The sequence below is a fragment of the Gilliamella sp. Pas-s95 genome, from assembly GCF_009795795.1.
Lineage (GTDB): Bacteria > Pseudomonadota > Gammaproteobacteria > Enterobacterales > Orbaceae > Gilliamella > Gilliamella bombicola.
On the sequence record NZ_WTFC01000028.1, the window covers coordinates 1 to 19422 of the forward strand.

Here is a 19422-nt window from a genome sequence, read left to right on the forward strand (position 1 = left end):
TGGTGCGAAGGTGCTAGTATAAATCACCTTTCTACTTTCTTCACTCCACCGTGTTTAAAATTGCACTTCATGTTTGAATCCAGGAAACGGCAAGAAAAAACTTTAATAAAATCAATACCTTTCCTGACCGATTTTTGGGTAGTGCGTAAATTTAACCGCTAAGAAATAGTTAAGTATAATTTTGACCCCAGCAGGAATCTGAATAAAATCATACCATTTTGATTTATAAAAATTTTAAAATAACACAAAACAACATACCGTTTAAAATACCGTTAAAATAATATTTGAAGATAGATTTTATATATGTCGATTATTCTAACACTTTCGCGATCCACTTCCCAACCTTTCACTTCAAACGGCATCAATTAAGATGAAAAATATAAAAATTTACTATGAAATATATTTGTTGTTAATTTAAAAAATTATTACCAGCTACTTTTCGGCCATGTAGCATTAGCAATGTAATGAAAGGAACCATCACCCCATCGACCATTGTTTTCCAGTTTAATATCAGTTGCACCAATTCTACGGAATAGGTCACATCTTTTCTTTGATAAACAAAAATTGCAAATTTTGTCAGATGTACTATTTCTGTACAATTTAAACTTTATTTGATTTACAGATGGAAGTTGTTTTTTTATTTCTTTAGCAAATTCTTTTAAAGAAAGAAAACCTCCGTCCCGCTTGTTTTGTCCAAATAAATAATCAGTATCAACTGCAAAGTGTTTTAAAGTTATAATAGTCCTTTCTTCATCAATTAGTATCTCCTCAAAATAACTAACGCGAGTATCATTTTGGTAAAAATCAAAATTGTCAATGAAATATTGACTAGGTTCTGAAAATATAACCTTATCGTAACTTTTTTGATAATAAAAACCATTTTTTTCATGTGGTTCATTAGTCTTCTTGGAAAAGTAATTTTTAAAAATAGACATAAAATTCTTCTTTAAAAGGTATTGGTGAGTATATTTTAATCAAATTATTAGGCATGTATATAAAAAAATAAACATTTCGACCCACTTCCCAACTTTCCAATTCAAATCCACACTCCAAAAAATATTAGTTTATGATGAATAAAACTAACTAATCTTACATAACATGATAACAATAAACTACACACCACCAATTTACATACGCATGACGCCCGAAGACTTCGAAAATGAAATATCTGGCGAGCGCTACATTATCAACAGCGACGACGAGCAAAATTATGTATTCTATCAAACACAGAAAACACTATATGATATCGCCGATTTTGTGATGCTACATGACGCTGTTGAGTATTGTAGGTTGAAGATTGATAGTGTGTTTTGATTGTTTTGATTATTCAGGTTTTGCTGGAAATACAGCGTTGATATCAGACGCATCAACACGCGTTAATAAAATGCGGTATTTTTTCCACGCTTTTAACTCCGCTTCTTCGTCAGCTTCTTGCATATCTAAATCTATGATATCTTGAAGTACCGCTATTTTTTCGTTAGCTTCGTTGATTAATGAGTTTTTTAAAGCCTGGTTTTGCACTATAATTTGCTCATCAGATAGCCGAATTGGCTCTGGTTCAACAAGCATCAACTTGCCTTTTATAACTTTCAATGCTTTACCTTCTTTGTTCGCTTTCATAGCAATTTCTGCGTATTCTTTATTTGTGTATGTCATGTTAATAACCTCTTACTGTCCATCTAATCCATGCTTCACCTGTTGTGTGTGAATACGACGCTAACCAGAATGCAGTTAAATCTAACTCAGCGTATGCATATTCAATATCTCCCCACAACCCATTATTAATTTTGTCAATGCTCACACTATAATTTTTTGTTTTCATTGGTGTTAACAAATTAATTAAATTTCCGCAAACAGAATTTGCGCTCGGAGTTCGGGCTAGGATTACACCAGATTGCTCAATGAATCCGTTTGAATACCTGTTATACCAGTTGTTGCCGTTTACATATGATTCAACGATGTATATTCTATTATTTAACTGATTGATTTGATTCTGAATATTAGATACATCAGTAATAACCGATTTTCCTCCAACAGTTAATTTAGCAACGTCAACATGAGCACCTACCATGTAAATAGGTGAGTCGTTAACAACAGATTTAACAGCGGGAACAGAGCCAACATCATCAGCAGTTGGTTTATTATTCGGAGAGTAAACACGCTGACCTTGTTCAGTTAGAACTTTTACATCTAACTCCCCGTCTATTGACTGATTGGCTTCACCAGATTTTTTTATGAAAACTGTAGTATCAATTGATAGCACCGCATTTTTAGCCTCATCTGCTGATTTTTTAGCATTTTGTTCAGATGTTTTAGCGTTTCGCTCAGATGAGCTAGCTGCATTTGCGCTATTACTAGATTGTTGAGCTGAGTTACGTGACGCTGTAGCTGATGAGCTAGCACTATCTGCATATGATTTAGCTGAATCTGAATACGATTTTGCTGATGTGCTTGCGTTTTTGGCTATATCAGCATTATTTGTTGTTTGTTCAGCATAGTTCTTGCTCTGTTCCAGTAGTTTATTGAGTTCATTTGAAATTGCATATTGTGATTTTATTGTAACTTGCCGACCGTCTGGAGCGGTTAGAGTAACTTCTTCTTCACTCGTCAATATCATTTGCCAAGCGTCAAGTTGGATTTGATAATAATTCAACATTTCAGATACACGTAATGCTAAGGCTTCTATAGAAACTTTGGGGGAAGTCGGTATTTCGTACGAGACGCCCGTCTTACTTGCTCCGTTATACTCTTTTGCTAGTGTTAATTGAGTGTCTGATTGAATTGATGCAATCTCATAAATTTCTATTGTATTTGATGTTTGTAGTATCAACATTTGACCGGAGCAAATACCGATTAATGGATTAGTCCATTTTGTATTAATTCCAGTTACTGTTTTGCTATTATTGGTTACGTTTACCGCACCTGTTTTGTACCAAGACATAATTTTCCTCAAATTTTAAATATAAAAAAACCGCTACATGAGCGGTTTTATTGAACAAATTGAATTATAATTTAAACAATGCCTTTAATTGCTTTTCTTTTGCGGCGTTTGCGCATTTGATATTAATTAAAGTATGAGTTTTATCGGTCGGAAAATTATCTAATTTTTGCCTGATCGATCCATTAACTTTAAGTTTCAGATCGTAATGATTTTCACTGATCTTTTTAACATTTATAATTTCGTATGTTTTTGACCTTCCGCCTAAAGCATTCTCCTTATAAATTGCGTTGCAATTTATATTTTCAGAATACGAATTGCTAGAAAATAACAACATGGATAGTAATATCGTTTTTTTTATCATTGCTCTATCTCCATTCTTAAAATTTAAAATAATTTTCAGCGTCTAAAATCATTAACTGAAAATTTGAAGTGAATTTTCCGTTAAATGGGTGAGTCCATTTATAATTTTCATGATTTATATAGGATGGCGCTAGACTAAATCCATTTGAAGCAAAGCCAACCTGCTTAGTGACGCCGCCGTATTTATCGAAACTCGCATAACCGCCAATTGATGTTGGAATGAACATGGGGCGTCTAATATTGGGTATACTGATGAACTCATCAATGTTAACAGCTCCAAAGCTGTATAATTGCGGATTAATTAAAATTCCTGACGTTGAATCACATACCGTTTCTCCGTTTGAATTATAAATCCTCATCCCATATTTTGACGTAGTGTTTATTGCTTCTTGTTTTGCAAAAACAACTACTTTTATGGGAATATCATAATTTAATCTTGCACCATCTTTATGATGAGCAAATAAAACATGCTCATAAAAGTCATGGTTAAATCCCATTCCAATTGAATTATTTTGTTTGTCACTATAAACAAAGACTGCACAATTGTTGAAATTCAAGCGCGGATTAATATTGCTTGGTCGCCAGCCATCTTTGGCTGATATTGTAATATCCCCCTTAAATACTACAGGTGCGCATAATGATGCTTGATTGATGGAAAAAAAATTATTTTGACCTGTAAATGAAATCCCTATTCCCGAAACAGGATTATGCATCGGATAACCAATTATTATACATAGTTGGTTATACCCACTACCGCTATCACCACCATACCCCCACGCGTTTGGGCCATTTACCAAAATAACTTGTCGATTATTGTCTAGATAACTGCGTGAATCAAATGCACCGCAAACCCAAATATTGGTACCGTCTTCATCCATCTCAAAGTCAACATTATAACCAGAGCCGTTTGTTAAATGCACATAATACTGATACCCATCAGGGACATAAATGCCTGTTTGGCGCTGTTCAACACTACATATCCCTAAAATACAACACATAGTGTGAGATGAATCTAATATAATATCAGGTCCATCAGTACTAAAAATCTTTAAGCCGTAACTTGACACTTTTACCTCACAATTTACCTAGTTTTACTCTCAGTACATTTCTTTCATCAAAGACAGCTAATCCACTACCGTTTAATTCAATTCTTCCGCCTCCAAGAAATGAGCTATTTATCTCAAAATTGCCATCCTTAAATAACCGCCATCCAGATTTTCCCGGAACATAGTTTTCAGATTGAATCGTATCCGAAATTGTTGCAAAATTTAATGAAGCTTTACCAATAATGGCTCCGTTCATGATGGCATTGCCGTCTTTAATGATAAACGCTGGTACTGGTGTGCCATTAGCTTGATTCATAATCATAAATTTATCAGCAAGAAATATGACATTAGATTGCATACCGGTTTCGGTATTTTCAACCCCCATTGTCATACCAGCGACATACTGTTGACCTTTGTCATCCACTTCTACTTTCATTGTGCGATGAGCTGAGATTATTCACGGTTTCACTAACATCTGAAATAGATGTTGTAACATCTCCAACTTTAGTATTAATAGCTTCAATTGATTTGGCTGTGGCAGCATTTTGTTCTGCGGTCGTTTGTTTTAGTTCTGATAAATTACTACTAACATTTCCATAGTTAGAGCGGAGTTCCTTCAAAGCGATTGCCGTCGCCTCTTTTTCAGTTAATAAAACAGAATTGGTTTCTTTGATTTCAGCCGATAAGCTACCATTTTCAACTCTGCGACGGCGTGTTTCGGTATCATTAGCTAACGCATTTTCAATGATCGCCTTTGCGTTTTCTATTGAACTAATCGCCGCATTATCAACTGAATCAATAAGAGAGTTCCAAGCATCGGTTTCTTTGATTTCATCAAAAATATGGTCAGTTAAATCGTTGGTATTTGTACTAGAAATACCTCTAACCCATTCTGTCCAATCACTAACGTTTCCGATCTTATCAACCAATCGAGCACGATAGAAAAACACTTGGCCAATTGATAATCCTGTTTGCGAATAACTACAACTCGGATATGTAACATTACTTAACAATAGCGCCTTTTCTTCATTATCATTAGTAGAGTATTGGATTTCAGTATGACTTGTGTCACCGCTACCGTCAGGAAACGACCACTTTAAATCAATACCAAAAACAACATCATCACTAGCCGTAAACCCAATTGGTTTGTCTGGTTTACCAACCTTACCTTTAATTGAAGTCGCTTGTGAGTATGCCCAAGGTGAAGATACGTCTATTGCATTAGCAGCTCTTACACGAACTTCATAGACACCTGAATAAACCCCCTCAACAGTAAAATTTGTGCCGTTTGTACGACCAACATTAATCCAAGCTGAATTGTCTTTTCGCCATTGTGCAACGTAGTTTGTTGCTCCCTCCACCGTATCCCATGTTGCATTTAAAGAGGCAATTGACAATCCTTGAGAGATGTAGCTACTTTCGGAAATAACAATATTTTTTGGAGTAGAAATTGAACTTGGTGGAGTAACGGTAATAGGTTTTGACTCAATCCGTATACCCTCATCAATATATTTGAATTTATCAGGATCGTGCTGAATAGCCGTTATTGTAAACTGACCTTTTTCAGTTGCCGATATTGATGTCACTCTAAAATATTGAATTGCAATATTATCACTATCTATACACCAAACCGCACCAGCCGCAGGTTCAATTTTATAGTTAGCTGAAACCGTAATCGTTTTTTTATCGGTACTGATTGTTTTGATTGTTCTGCTTTGAGCTGTACCATCTGGCAAGTTAATTACTAGTCGATCGCCTGCACCATAATCAACAGCCCTATCTAGGGTTATTTTTCGCCCAGAAACTGCATGAATTCGCCCGCCGTTTTCTTTACCTGAACGGGACGGATCGGCTACACCAATAATTCGCGCAGGCATAGGAATATAACCATCCAAGCCAACAGTAAAGGTTATCACTTCATCTTTCGCATTGGAAAGTAATGCCCAGCGTCCCCTCCTTTGGGCTTCTGCTTGTGATGTACAGCCGATAGCTGTTAATTTCATTACATTAACATCGTATCGACGCATTAAATCTTGGTCCCAAACCGCTTCTACATCATCACAATAATGGTTATTGGGATCAGAATAAGCAACTAAGCATGAGGTGTACCGATTTTTATATGAACCACCTGAATAAGCAAAATCACCAATAACATTTGATGGATGATAGATAAAATCAGGCTCATCTTGTGGCATGTCAGCCGTTAAACAAATCTGGTCGTTACCCCAAAAAATTATCCCACGAAATGATGCCACCAAATCTTTAAGTACTGTGTAAGCATCCTCTTGGCTTTGTATATATTCATTACAAGCAAAACGTGGTTCTTTGCCTCCTTTCCCATCCGAAACCATTTGATCGCAGTATTGCCCTAGTTGATAGATAGACCATTTGTCTAGCATAGTAGAATCAATCCGTAATCCCATGCCTGCTATCTCATCACGCATTAAATAATAAGCAAGCCACGCAGGATTATTCGTGTAAGCCATTTTAAAGCCACCTTGCCAAACTCCTGAATATGTTCGGCTAACTGGATCGTAATTATCTGGAACTTGAACAAGTTTTCCTTTTAGCTTACAACTGATCTTGGGCACGGCTCCGTTAAATTGACTAGCATCCAACTCAATATAAAGCAAAGCGGTGTTAGGGTAGCGTAATTTGCTATCAATCACTTCTGCGTAAGAAGATACAGCAAATGCGTTAATTAATTTACTATTAGAGTTAGAATCTGGCGTTAATCGTCTTACTCGAATAGCCCAACCATTTACCGCACTTGGCAGATTTATGCGATGATCTCTTTGATATTCAGATGTAGTCTTACCATTAAATTCAGCATTCACAACCGTTTCAAAAGCACTGCCATCCGTTGATAGATCAATTGCATACTTTGTGACTGTACCAACCATATCGCCATTTTCTTTATATTCAACATGAGTCGGCAAACTCAACTTAATTCTAATTGCATCTAGTTCTAAATTAGAAAATGAGCGAACCCAAGGTTTATTGGCCTTTACTATATAATTTGCTCGCAGTTCATTACTTATCTCGGGAATACCTTTAATATAGTCTTGAGTTTGTGATCCATTACGAAACTCCCAAGTAACACCATTAAAATTACGTGAACCATCAGCGTTAGCTAACGGGGTGTTATCAATATAAATATTTTGTTCGGTAAGATCGCCCTTAATTTCCCCTTCGCTCAATGCAAGCAACACTTTAAGTTTGGCGGTTGACAGTAAGTTGTCCGGTTGCTCATACGGCTTGTGCGGTTTTTTACCTCCGCCTTTTTGACCTTCTATCAAATGCATAATTCACCTATTGTTGATCTTCTGAATAAATACCAGCGTTAATTACCGCGCCACCAATTTCGCGCTCACCAAGTAAATCTGGTACCGGATAACCTACAGCATTGGTATTAACTGGCGCACCAAATCCATAATTTGGCTTGTTTTCTGCGCTAGATGAACCTCCAGCTTTAAACTTCGGTTGAGGCGTGAGCAATTGAACAACCCCGCCAAGCATCATACTAATACCGATTCCTGTTAAAATCGATGTTGCAGTAACCGTTGTGGCAGCCATCGCTGCTCCCCACGCCGCCAGTGACGCACCTGCCGTAAAAAATGCCGCTACCAACGCAATAGCACCAATAATAATTTGTAGCATTCCGCCACTTTTAGCCCCTTGCGTTACAGGCATGATCATGTAATTTTTACCACTTGCATTAATATCAAACTCATCAATACCAATGTTTTTGCCGTCAACAAAAAATGCAAATTTGACACCTTTCATATGCGCTGAACTCATGTATTTTTCAAAGCCTTTTATCGTTGCGCATAACGCTCTTAACACTTCTTTAATATCTTGCACATCGTATTGATGATTCTTGCCAAATTGCTTAGCCATTGCGCCTTTAAACGTTACATTACTTAGCATTAAATAACTCCTTGTGTCGTACTATTCGAACGGTTCTATCTCTAAAATATTTACCGTATGGTGTTCTTGATGATAATTGGCCATAAAGGTGATGAAGAATAAGATTGTCACCTACATAGATAGCGGCATGGTTTGTAACCTGAGCACCAATTCGCATCATAATGATGTCGCCAATCTTCATGTCTTTGAGGTCCACCTCAACAAACCCCTCTGATTGCCAATTGTCATCATAAATATTTTCATCTCCACTCTCCCACCATTCATGAGTGACAGAATAGTTTTTTAAACCGATGTTATACTCACGTTTATAGTAATCCATGATCAATGCCCAACAATCAGCATATCCCAACAACCATTGACGCCCTGTATAATCACGATTTACACGCGGTGATATTGTGCAAAAATCACCGTCAGGAACAGACATAATTCCCCATTCAATCCCTGAATAATCGCATTGAATACGGTCAAATTCCGACGGGACAAGCGATACTACATCAGGGTGAGAATGAATAATCATAATGATCTCGCCCTGTTTCTCGGCTTCTAGTTGCTCATCAGGTGAGATTAAAAAATGCTCCTTGGGCTTGTCTGATATGTTTTTACAAGGTATATATTTTTGAGTTTTACCCGTATCTACAATCAGACCACACGCCTCGTTAGGATATTCACTATCAACATGTTTTTTTATTGCATCTAATAATTTTTGTCTCATATTATTTACCTTGTAAATTAGCCGCAGGGAAACCACCAAAAGGAAGAGGATTATTGCCATGTCGAGCTTTGCAATCCTTTAATAAGCCGCCGCATTGATCTTTAGCAGGGTCATCCGTCTCTATACCTTCTTTAGTGAAATACTTATTGCCTGCATAGTCGCACCCTGTCCCTGTTCTATACCAACCGCGCATACACCAAGTACAAACCGTTGTTATTTGCCGTGTGGGCAATTTAAGATTTTGTATGTCAAAAGGCGAACACAGCTCAAACTCAACGGTCGCTTTTGTTTCTTCGCGCTTGTTATTGATAAAAAATAACTGGACTCGTTCTTGTGTGGGGTCTGCGATAGGATTTCCATTAAGCCAATTATCCGCATCAAGATATTTGGCCATTGTCGTGTGGATTTTGACTTTTGCTTGGACCAAATCATCATAATCAATACAAAGACGAGTTACCCTACCGTCTATATTGCCAACCGATAATCTTGGTGTTGGCTGTGAGCCAGTGCTACTTAATTCAATGTCTTTTAACTCATAGGGGTATGGTAAATATTCTTTACCTTGCCATTTTATCGATGGTAAATTCTCAGCGGCAAACGACGCCCACCCGTCGGGAGAAATATTATGAGCATGAAATCTCAGCACTTCATCAAGACCAAACTTTGTACCATCCACCTCTATTAGTTGTATAAGCTGGTTACCCTCAAGTGTTTGTAAATCTTGTGTTATTGGCATAGTTTCTCCAGATGATTAAACTAATTTATTTATATTTTTACTTGCATATTGTGTATATGTGTGTATAATAATTTTCAGGTTAGGAGGTAAACATGAAATCAACTGACCTGATAAAGGAACTTACCAATGCAGGGTGTATTCTGAAACGAGTTAGAGGTAGTCATCATATGTTTTACTCACCAATAACTAATAAAACGTTTCCAGTTCCTCATCCAAAATCGGATTTACCGATTGGCACAGTAAGATCAATCAAAAAATCGGCGGGGCTTTTATAGCCCGCCACCTTTGGAGGTATTATGTTTTTTACTCTTGGCATTGAAACACCGAAAGATAGCAATACAGCTTACGGCATTGTCGTGCCTGCGTTATGCAATGAAAAATATAGTTGTTATTCTGCTGCCGACAAAGAAAGCGATATCCCAGCAATGGCGACAGAAGCTATTTTGTTAACTGTGCAAGATATGATTGAATCAGGTGATTATGATGTTAAAGATATTCATAATGATCATGTTTCGTATAAAAATAACGATGAGTATGCTCATTGCGACACATGGGTCATTATTGATGTTGATTTGTCATCATTTGTTGGTAAACAAAAAAGAATTAATATCACATTACCCGATATTCTTATCGATAGAATAGATAACGCAGTTAAAGCACCAAATTCTTTTTATAAAGATCGGAGTAATTTTTTGGCAGAAGCGGCTATTAATGAATTAGCTGCACAAAATAGAGCTCGTTAATCATTTTTGGTTATTAAAACCTCTGTCTTCATAATAAAGACAGAGGTTTTCATGAGATCTAAATAAATTACACACTCTTTTTTCAGGAAGATTACAAAACTGATTTATATTATTTAGGAGGACAGCATGTCTATTGCCACATTGAGAAATAATATAGCAAGAATCCAAAAGGATATTTCTGACATACAAAGCAAAATAGCCAACGAACAAAAAAAAGTAAGTGATTTTCATAATAAAATAAATCAAATTAATAGAAGCATAACAAAAAATACGCCTTTATCTACTTTAAAAAATAAATTTGCCCAAATGGATAGGTATTCAAATCAAATAGTCGATTGTCAAAAAAAATTAGCAGATTTTCAAAAAAAAATCGCATCTAAAAATATTGAATTAAATAGACAAGAGATTCAACTAAATAAAGAGCTTATAGCAGACCAAAAGAAAAAAGATAAAGCTCAATTAGAGCTACAAAAACAATTAACTCGTGAATTACAAGCTCAGCAGAAAACAATAAGTAACCTTTTTGGTTCTAGCAACTATACATCTAGTACTAATGAATCCACGCCAATTGAGTATGATGTTTTCATCTCTCACGCCAGTGAAGATAAAGATGATTTTGTACGTCCACTAGCTGAACATCTAACATCATTAGGTCTCAAGGTTTGGTACGATGAGTTAACTTTGAATTGGGGTGATAAATTAGGACGCTCAATCGATAAAGGGTTAATTAATTCTAGATATAGTGTTGTTGTTCTATCTAAACATTATATTAATAAGCATTGGACTCAATATGAGCTTGAAGGTTTATTAGCTAAAGAGGTTGATGGACATAAAGTAATACTTCCTATTTGGCACAATATTTCTAAAAATGAATTATTGAAATTTAGTCCTACCTTAGCTAATACGCTTGCTTTAAATTCAACTACTTTTACCTTTGAGGAAATAGCTGATAAACTTAAAGCATTACTCCAGCAGTCCAAGGTCGCACAATAAATCCAATAACCTTATCACGTCTAAACCCTCCCCATATGGCGAGGGTTTAAACCCTTTACGGTATGCTTTTTCTAGAGAAGAAGCATTAGAACAAGAATTGCTGCTTACAATAGACTTTATAACTTCTAATTCATACTGCAATAGCATAACCTTGTTTTCTAAACTTTGTAGTTTTTCTCCATTATTCATAAAATACCTTTATTTAGATTATAAAAAAAGCCCGCAATTGCGAGCTTTAGGTTTAAATTTACTTATATTTTATCTTTACAAAACTTATATAACTTATATAATACTTATATCAAGATTAGTTAGAAAAACAAAATGAATAAAATTATTTATCAAATTAAAGCCTTAAAACAATTACGGAAAATTCAAAGCAATGCTTTAATCCGTAATAAAATTAATGAACTGGCTTACATGCCGAATTGCATTAATGTAAAAGCCTTAACTAATCATAAATATCAGTACAGATTACGAGTGGGTAACTATCGAGTGTTTTTTAATTTTGATGGTGTTATCCATATTGTTTCTATTGAAGAGGTGAAAAAACGCGATGAACGCACTTACTAATATACAGTTTATTAATAATGAACAAGGGCAACCGCAATTTGTGGTTATGCCTTACAATCAATACTTAGAGCTATCAAACGCAAAAACAATCAATATTGAAACAGGTGTACCAAGCGAAGTTGTTAACATGGTTTTTGATAATAACTATTCTCCTGCACAAGCATGGCGTGAGTATTTAAAATTATCTCAAGTTGAAGTTGCGAATAAAATAGGTATTAGCCAATCAGCTTATTCTCAATATGAAAAAAGCCAAAAGTTAAGAAAAGCAACACGAATTAAAATTGCCGAAGCACTACAAATCAAGCCTGAACTGTTAGATTTTTAATAAAAAACCCGCCGAAGCGGGTTATTAGTTAATTGCTACCGATTTAATAATTCATTTATCCGACTACGAAACTGATCATGAGTTCTTTTTGACTGGTCAACATCCAAAATAGTTATCTCTGTATGATTAATATCATAATCGGCTTTATTTCTCATTAGTCTTTCTTGCTTAAGAATATATGATAATGATTTTAATTTATTAGAATCAAATGGTTCGTTTTTATGCTGTGACGGGGTTCCTAAATATTCAATAAGAGCCGAATGGTGAGATATTGAAACCTTAGGATTGTATTTTAGTATTGTTGATATTTTATGGTACATTCCATAATATCCACGAGAAATAAAATTGCGATAATCTATTTCTCGCTCATTACTGAGAAAATCAGTAGCTGAATTTAAAAAGTCATCGCCCGATACACTCATAATTCAACCCTTTTAAATGGTCTAAATACAGCAGTTAATTTACAAGAGTCCAACTCGGGAGTTTCTGATACTCTATCCGCTAATTCGAAATTCATATCAACTAATATATCAACACTATCCGTAGCTATACCAAAAACAGAGTGTCCACCAGCCACAGTTTCTAACTTCAGAGAATCACAAACTTGATTATATTTTTTAAGAATACTTGAACAAATATCTACTAATAAAGCAATTTGAGCATCAGAGCAATTCGTCATCTTCCTTACCTCTAAAATCTGCATTTGGCGCACATAAAATGCATTAATAAAAAAACCATCGCATTTTATCTCAACAGCTTTTTTACAGATAAATTCAGCCATATTGGAATCCAAATATATAGAAACAACATTAAGAAGATGTTTTAATAATGCTGGAGTATTCAAATATTCTCTATAATCAAATAAAACCTGTTTCTGTTTTTTAAATAAAGAACAATGATTTAACAGCACAGCATAATTAGATAAAATATCCAAATCAAAAGCACATGATAATGCGCTTTCAAAGTGCAGTTCCATTAGAGCATCGTTTTTTTGAACAGCATATAACAGCCCCAACGTATTATTTCTTTGAATATAATCAGGTATTGAGTTAACTTCTCTTTCATACATTTTAAATTCAAACTCACTTAATTCCTTATTACTATAAAGATAAGGCGTTAATTTAGTTTGTATATCAAATGCTTTTGTTGCTGGCTTTGCTTTCATGGTTTTATATTTATTATTAACCTATAATTAGCTTATATTAGTGAATAAATATTTTTGCAGTATAGTTAACAAAGCTAACTTAGTAAAGAAAATTTATACTAATCACAAAAATTAATAGGTACTATATATTTGACTGTTACACGCCGCTCGTAATCCAAATTTGGGTTACCTTACAAATCAACACATTAGCTTTAAGTCGTCTTCATTATGAAGATAACTGATAATAAAAACCACCCTAAGGTGGTTTTGCCTTACTAAATGGTGATTTCCACCATGCAGGTATTAAACTTTAATAAAATCAATACGTTTTCTGACCAATTTTTAATCAAGGCGAATAAGCTTGAATAAATTTGAATGATAATGAAACAACTCTGCCGCCAACAAATTCGGATTCGATAGATTTATTCACAACTCGATACAATTTTTCTTCGCCGTACGGATTTTTCCACTTAAACGACTTTATGATGTGTGAGTTTAAAAAATCACGAACTTCTTTTATTTCATTGATGCATCCTGTATAAGTTACGTCCCAAGTCTCACTTGTATTATTAATACCATTACTGGATAACTGGACATATCCGTCACCAAATCCAGCTTCGTTAATGCTTGATGAATCTGTATGTTTCGGATTGCCCATTGTTTTCCATTTAAAAACATCTATTGTCATTTCCTCCTCCTAATACCTATCTTGCGCGCATCAGGTTATATAAATCACCGCCCGGTGAAACAAGTTTTTTTATCGTTTCATTTACGCGCCGATCAATTATTGCAGCAGCTTGACTTTCAATAGAATTTGCATCAATGCTTGAGTTAGCCGCCCCTGATTCACTATTAGATTCCATGTTTAATGTCACATTAGTATTAACATTTATAGCGCTTGATGATTTATTAGACTTACGAGTAAAAGCAATTGGCGATGCGTGACCAAGATTAACTGCTCCACCGCTTGCGTACCCTCGCTGTGCTTCATTCATCAACGCGTAAAGATTGCCAACGCCAAGGCGTTTTGTCGCTTCTTTGGTGAATACAAACTCGCCCTTGTGAACAATGCCTGCTGGTTCATACTTGTTGCCTCGTCCTGTAAATCCGCACGATTTAATACTGTATCCAACATCCCCACCAGTTGCGTAACCTCGAATCAATCCACCGTTATAAGCTTGCTGTAGCCCACCAGTTGCTGCACCAGCCCCGCCTCCGCCAAAACCCATCCAACCCATGGCTGATTGGATAGTTTGCGCTACGATTAGTTTATTGATAATCTCAATAATATTTGTGAGTATTGATTTGGCTAGTGACTTAAAGCTCATTTTTCCTGTTGTCACAAATTCAGTCAACGCACTACTTACCGTGTTCATTGATTGCTGTGCCATGTCACGAAAGTTACTAAAAGCATCTGTTGCACTATCTGAAAACTCACTTAGCCCCACTTTTAGCCCTGCGAACCAATCAGTTTGATTAATGTCTTCCTGCTGCCAGCTTTGTTGTAGCGCTTGTTTTGCCTTGTTGTATTCCTCGGTGATTTTTGCTATTTCATTCGGATTTGTCGTACCTTTTAAAGCAATATCACGCTGAGCGTCAAGCTCTGACATTTCATTGTAGCGATTCGCATTTTTTGACGTCATACCGAACGTGGCTTGGCTAGCTTGAGATTTTGCAGATAAGTTTGTTGTGTACTCTTGCATTTTACGAAGTGCTTTAGTCGCTGTTTCGTATTGTGCAATTTCTTCACTAATAGCTGCATTTTTAGCAAACTGAGCAAGTAAAGCATTCTTATGCGCAAGTACATATTTTTCGTGCGCTGACATTCTTGATTTATTGCCAGCACTTTCTAGCGTTTGAATCTGAGCTTGTAAATCAAAGTACTTTTTGCGCTCTGAAGTAATCGTGTTAACTGTTAAACTTTGCTCTCGCAGTGCTTGAAGCTGACTTTTTAAGCTGATTTCTTGCTGTTGTGATGTGCGTAATAAACTAGTTGCTGAGCTTGTTTTTTCGGCGTTGCTGGCTCTAATCTGTGCTGCTGCTTTTTTTCTCATGTCATCAGTTACATAACCATCTTGCCCTTTCTTATATATTTTGTTAGCTTCATCAGCCTTTTTATTCATCTCCTCAATTTCAGCTTTTGCACGCTCGCTACGCGTCATAATCATTTGTGAGTATTGGTAGAATGGGCTTTTTGTTGGATCTGTTGCTTTATCTGCATTCCCACTTATTGCTTTTAAAAGCTGTAACTTTAATGAGGCGTCGCTTGCTTTATTTGCAATTTCAATTAATCCATTAATTAGCCCTTGAAACTTGTCATTGCCATTGTCAGAAGTTTTATATAAATTTCCAAGTTTATTAATTAAGTCATTAATCTTTTCTGATGCTTTAATTGAATCTGTCTCAGCTTTAATGTTAGACAAATCAACCAGTAGATCTTGAGCTTGCTCTTCTGTTATATCGAAATATTCTGCATAACTAGAAACTTTACTTCTAATGCCAGATGCTGATTCCAAAGCTTCATCATTAACATTTTTAAGCGCTGCACTTAAATCCTGTCCGCCTTTAGTGAGCTGTTGAATAGAATCAAGAACTGCATCTAAATCCGAAGTGCCGCTACGCCCGAGCCTCTTAAGCGTTTCTTTCCACCCTACTTCAGCATCTTTAAATCCGTCTTGAAGCTGAGCCTTAATTCCTGAAATAGTTTTTTTTACATCTCTTTCGCTTGATTTTAACAACCCTTCAACTAACGGCCTATTTTTCTTAAGTAACTGCATCATATCGTCAGACAAGAAAGTAAAACCAGTTTTTTTGTCTGTATTCAGCACCCTATTTAAACGATCTTGCGCCGCTGCTAATTTATCTGTAGCACTTTCAGTCTCAAAAAGCTTCGGTATCATGCTACCGAGCAATCCGACCATTGCTGAAATACCGATGTTAACGGGATTCAACGAGGTTAACAGCGTGCTAAAAGTATTACCTATGCCATTTTTCATGATCATAGACATACTAGAAGTTTGTAGACCTGTGAAATTTCCTCGCATCATCTGTGTCGTCATTGTAGCTAACTGGTGCTTAGTAGCTAAAGACGCTGTGCCTAATTTTTGGGTTTCTTTCGTTGCTTGCGTTAGTTTTCTAATATAAACATCAGCAGATGAGCTAACCCCGAGTTGCGCAGCTTGATATCGCAATAATTGCTCTTTTGATAGATTCTGAGTAGCAACCTGCGCTTTTAATTTATTTAAAAAATCAGTTCGCGCTTTGCTTGCAATGTTTTCAGCAGTCGTTACTTCTTTTTGCTTGATTGCGATATCTGAGAGTAATTGGCTATAATTGTGGATATCTATTCGACCGTTTTTATAAGTTTTTGCAAGCATTTTTCTAACTCTTGCAAGCTCTTTTGAGGCAGTATTAACATCTTTTAAGCTGTCAATTTGATTTCGAAAACCAACATATAATCTATCGCTAGATTCAGCAAATTTTTTCGCTGAGTTTGTATTTGCTGTAAGGTTTTTACGATATTCAGCAATACGTCGATGAACTTCGTCAACCTCTTTAGCCGTTCGAGATAATGAACTTTTGATAATTTGTTGTGAGTTTTCGAACTCATCAGTAGCAGACGCCGCACCCTCCGCCTTTTTACTAAAATCATCTAGTTTTTTATTCGCTTCATCGACGCTTTGCACATCAATCTTAAGCTTTAGTGATGTGATTTCTTCTGCCATAATTTTCTCCAGATATTAAAAAACCCGCCTAAGCGGGTTGATGTTTAAGTGCTATTTTCTTAGTGAGGAGTATTAAAATTGCTAATAACTTTATATTTTATATGTTGATTTGTGGCTTGCAAAACCTCAATAACAGCACCTTTATATCTTATCACCGTAGAACGCGATAAATCATACTCAGCATTATTAGAAAAAGCTGGACGAGCCATATCGTTATTAAATTCTCGATATCCTATATTAATTTTATTACCAACCTTACCGTTATAAATCAGTGTTTGCTGGAATCCATCCTGACTCGTCACACTAACCTTTTTATAAGTAAACTGTTTATGATTCTCACAAAAATCAGTCCCTGTTGCAAAAGATATACACACTTCATTTTTAGACGAATCTTTACTAACCCTCATACCTATCGGAGCCGCAGGAACATTGAAACTTTTCACAATAGAATTCCCGTTTACACTTCTTGCCGCAAAAAATAAATATTTTTTATCTTCACCTAGCTTAGGATAATCACCCGCATCAATGATATAAGAGTACCAATAATTATTAACTTGAGTTGCTACTGGAAACGAAATTACATCCATTGTTTTAACGTTGCCTTGGCGAACCATATCATCACCTATATACGTAGTCGTAACTACATTAAGATCAGGATAGCTTTTTTGAGCAACCTCTGGCACATAATTATACTTAATATCACTCACACACCCGACTAATGCAAACCCAATTAAACCTGCTAGTAAAGTCTTTTTCATACCATTCTCCTTATTTTTTGGTAATAGTATGAAATTTATTAACTAAGAGCAATAAAAAACCACCCGAAGGCAGTTTGACTGTTATTGATGACTGATGGGTGATTTTTCAAATGTTACCCTTTAAACTAACAATTATTTTGATTTGTGCATTAATTTCAGGGCTTCGCTTTCCATGATTTGAATATCGTTCAAAATAGTCTCGTTTTCAGCTATGTTGTTAACTTTCATAACCCATGGTAAGCAATTGTAATCAAGCCCTGTAACGCCACCCATGCTTGTACGCCACTGGGTGGACATTGCTTTAAATAGCTTAAAAGCACCTAAATTTTCTTGCCATATTTCTACATACTCATCAGCGTAATCATCTTCGGTTAGACCAAATGCCGCCAGTTCATCTTTTGACGGCTCGGGGGTATATAGAGCAATGGCAAGTTCAATTAGTTTTTTTCGCGCTGACCTAACATTTCTTTATAGTATGTATCGGTTATCGCACGCCAAGCAGCAGGATAGTTATTTAATAAGATTTGCATATTTTCTTGATTAAATTCTTCATCCAAACTCCAGCCTTGAACTATTTTCATGACAATATCGATAATTTGTTTATCTTTAACTTCATCTTCAAGTTTAGCGAGCTTATCTGCTGAATAATGTTTAAAGGTTAGTTCGATTTGCCCGTCCTCTTGACCTGCACGAGGAATTAAGACATTACACTTAAACGTTGGTTCTGCGACTAATTTAAATTTTGCCATTTAGTTTTTCCTTATCTATCTTTATAAAATGTGATTGCTGGTGATTCAACTGTCGTATTGATTTTTACGGTTTCAATCTCGTTGATAGTCGTCTCAGGTGTTGGGTCAAATGACACACGTACAGCGTCGTAGCGAGTTTCCTTTGCTTTTGGTACATACATTTTCATTGCTACCACATCGTTTGTTTGATCCAATTCTTGAAGCACAGGATAAGCTGGTAAAGAACTGTCATGAGCAATGGTGTAACTTTTACTTTTCGCCGATTTAATGGTCGGCAATTGCTTTTCTTTGTCATCTTCAAGGAATTGAATTTGAACATATTGTTGCTCGCCACCCTCGGTTGAAACTTCTTTGACTTGAGGTAAACGTTCCCAAGATGTAATTTTAGTAACCGTCCCAGCACCCTCATCAACAGGAAACATATTTACATTGCTGGTGTTAATATTGCCCAATGTTACGTCCGCAGCATTAACCCGAGTAATTTTGGCCACAACGTAATTAAGCCTTGCCCAACCCGACGTGATTAGAACCTCATCGCCGACCATAAGCCCGTGATTCGCTTTCAATGTAACAACCGCTTCTTTGGCGTTTGTAATAGTTTCAAATGCTAAAGCCTCGCCTTTTGATTTTTGCACGTAAACACGTGCGCCGTTAGGTAATGCAAAACCCATAGTAAAACTCCTAATTTAA

At 35.9% G+C, this 19422-nt stretch carries 23 protein-coding genes; 5 read left to right on the forward strand and 18 right to left on the reverse strand.

Features of this window, described 5'->3' with window-relative positions; translation table 11 throughout:
* Window positions 1-425: 425 nt before the first annotated feature.
* The 9 genes from GQ598_RS08175 to GQ598_RS08210 form a co-directional block, all read right to left on the reverse strand.
* Window positions 426-935: a hypothetical protein gene (locus tag GQ598_RS08175; protein WP_160403554.1), complete on the reverse strand. Its 510-nt coding sequence runs from the start codon at window positions 933-935 to the stop codon at window positions 426-428.
* A gap of 388 nt (window positions 936-1323) precedes the next feature.
* Window positions 1324-1656 (reverse strand): tail fiber assembly protein, encoded by a 333-nt coding sequence (locus GQ598_RS08180; RefSeq protein WP_160403556.1) that lies wholly within the window; start codon window positions 1654-1656, stop codon window positions 1324-1326.
* 1 nt (window position 1657) lies between these two features.
* Window positions 1658-2941 (reverse strand): hypothetical protein, encoded by a 1284-nt coding sequence (locus GQ598_RS08185; protein ID WP_160403558.1) that lies wholly within the window; start codon window positions 2939-2941, stop codon window positions 1658-1660.
* Window positions 2942-3318: 377 nt separating this feature from the next.
* Entirely contained in the window at window positions 3319-4368 is a 1050-nt protein-coding gene (locus tag GQ598_RS08190) for a hypothetical protein (protein ID WP_160403560.1), read from the reverse strand.
* A gap of 7 nt (window positions 4369-4375) precedes the next feature.
* Complete coding sequence (locus GQ598_RS11070) at window positions 4376-4783, reverse strand: DUF1983 domain-containing protein (RefSeq protein WP_202112725.1); 408 nt, start codon at window positions 4781-4783, stop codon at window positions 4376-4378.
* Window positions 4764-7652, reverse strand: coding sequence for a host specificity protein J (locus GQ598_RS08195; RefSeq protein WP_202112726.1), 2889 nt, complete (start codon window positions 7650-7652; stop codon window positions 4764-4766). The genes GQ598_RS11070 and GQ598_RS08195 overlap by 20 nt, the downstream gene beginning before the upstream one ends.
* A gap of 7 nt (window positions 7653-7659) precedes the next feature.
* Window positions 7660-8277 carry a tail assembly protein gene (locus GQ598_RS08200; protein ID WP_160403562.1) on the reverse strand — a complete coding sequence of 206 codons (618 nt, stop codon included), beginning with the start codon at window positions 8275-8277 and terminating at the stop codon, window positions 7660-7662.
* Entirely contained in the window at window positions 8267-8989 is a 723-nt protein-coding gene (locus GQ598_RS08205; protein WP_160403564.1) for a C40 family peptidase, read from the reverse strand. The genes GQ598_RS08200 and GQ598_RS08205 overlap by 11 nt, the downstream gene beginning before the upstream one ends.
* 1 nt (window position 8990) lies before the next feature.
* A complete protein-coding gene (locus GQ598_RS08210) occupies window positions 8991-9725 on the reverse strand; it encodes a phage minor tail protein L (RefSeq protein ID WP_160403566.1) in 735 nt (244 codons plus the stop codon).
* A 92-nt stretch (window positions 9726-9817) separates the two neighbouring features.
* Here GQ598_RS08210 and GQ598_RS08215 point away from each other — a divergent pair, with 92 nt between their 5' ends.
* The 3 genes from GQ598_RS08215 (at window position 9818) to GQ598_RS08225 (ending at window position 11461) form a co-directional block, all read left to right on the forward strand.
* A complete protein-coding gene (locus GQ598_RS08215) occupies window positions 9818-10000 on the forward strand; it encodes a type II toxin-antitoxin system HicA family toxin (protein ID WP_065560046.1) in 183 nt (60 codons plus the stop codon).
* A gap of 21 nt (window positions 10001-10021) precedes the next feature.
* The gene (locus GQ598_RS08220) at window positions 10022-10468 is read left to right on the forward strand and encodes a type II toxin-antitoxin system HicB family antitoxin (RefSeq protein WP_160403567.1); all 447 of its coding nucleotides are present in this window, start codon (window positions 10022-10024) and stop codon (window positions 10466-10468) included.
* A gap of 126 nt (window positions 10469-10594) precedes the next feature.
* Complete coding sequence (locus GQ598_RS08225; RefSeq protein ID WP_160403569.1) at window positions 10595-11461, forward strand: toll/interleukin-1 receptor domain-containing protein; 867 nt, start codon at window positions 10595-10597, stop codon at window positions 11459-11461.
* Here GQ598_RS08225 and GQ598_RS11130 read toward each other — a convergent pair.
* A complete protein-coding gene (locus tag GQ598_RS11130; protein WP_237410342.1) occupies window positions 11432-11650 on the reverse strand; it encodes a hypothetical protein in 219 nt (72 codons plus the stop codon). The genes GQ598_RS08225 and GQ598_RS11130 overlap by 30 nt on opposite strands.
* A gap of 132 nt (window positions 11651-11782) precedes the next feature.
* On the opposite strand from GQ598_RS11130, the gene GQ598_RS08230 reads away from it, so the two are divergent.
* Window positions 11783-12031: a type II toxin-antitoxin system RelE/ParE family toxin gene (locus GQ598_RS08230; RefSeq protein WP_160403571.1), complete on the forward strand. Its 249-nt coding sequence runs from the start codon at window positions 11783-11785 to the stop codon at window positions 12029-12031.
* The gene (locus GQ598_RS08235; protein ID WP_160403573.1) at window positions 12015-12356 is read left to right on the forward strand and encodes a helix-turn-helix domain-containing protein; all 342 of its coding nucleotides are present in this window, start codon (window positions 12015-12017) and stop codon (window positions 12354-12356) included. Before GQ598_RS08230 ends, GQ598_RS08235 begins: the two co-directional genes overlap by 17 nt.
* A gap of 35 nt (window positions 12357-12391) precedes the next feature.
* Here GQ598_RS08235 and GQ598_RS08240 read toward each other — a convergent pair whose 3' ends face one another.
* The 8 genes from GQ598_RS08240 to GQ598_RS08275 form a co-directional block, all read right to left on the reverse strand.
* Complete coding sequence (locus GQ598_RS08240) at window positions 12392-12778, reverse strand: hypothetical protein (RefSeq protein WP_160403575.1); 387 nt, start codon at window positions 12776-12778, stop codon at window positions 12392-12394.
* Window positions 12775-13521 (reverse strand): hypothetical protein, encoded by a 747-nt coding sequence (locus tag GQ598_RS08245; protein WP_160403577.1) that lies wholly within the window; start codon window positions 13519-13521, stop codon window positions 12775-12777. The genes GQ598_RS08240 and GQ598_RS08245 overlap by 4 nt, the downstream gene beginning before the upstream one ends.
* Window positions 13522-13846: 325 nt before the next feature.
* Entirely contained in the window at window positions 13847-14188 is a 342-nt protein-coding gene (locus GQ598_RS08250; protein WP_160403579.1) for a phage tail protein, read from the reverse strand.
* A gap of 16 nt (window positions 14189-14204) precedes the next feature.
* On the reverse strand, window positions 14205-17225 hold the full coding sequence (locus tag GQ598_RS08255) for a phage tail tape measure protein (RefSeq protein ID WP_160403581.1): 3021 nt from the start codon (window positions 17223-17225) through the stop codon (window positions 14205-14207).
* Between the two features lie 59 nt (window positions 17226-17284).
* Window positions 17285-17983, reverse strand: a complete 699-nt coding sequence (locus GQ598_RS08260) for a hypothetical protein (RefSeq protein WP_160403583.1) — start codon at window positions 17981-17983, stop codon at window positions 17285-17287.
* Between the two features lie 132 nt (window positions 17984-18115).
* Window positions 18116-18421 (reverse strand): DUF1799 domain-containing protein, encoded by a 306-nt coding sequence (locus GQ598_RS08265; RefSeq protein WP_370516534.1) that lies wholly within the window; start codon window positions 18419-18421, stop codon window positions 18116-18118.
* Window positions 18421-18732: a phage tail assembly chaperone gene (locus tag GQ598_RS08270; protein WP_160403585.1), complete on the reverse strand. Its 312-nt coding sequence runs from the start codon at window positions 18730-18732 to the stop codon at window positions 18421-18423. The genes GQ598_RS08265 and GQ598_RS08270 overlap by 1 nt, the downstream gene beginning before the upstream one ends.
* Window positions 18733-18743: 11 nt before the next feature.
* Complete coding sequence (locus tag GQ598_RS08275) at window positions 18744-19403, reverse strand: phage tail protein (RefSeq protein ID WP_160403587.1); 660 nt, start codon at window positions 19401-19403, stop codon at window positions 18744-18746.
* Between the last annotated feature and the right edge of the window lie 19 nt (window positions 19404-19422).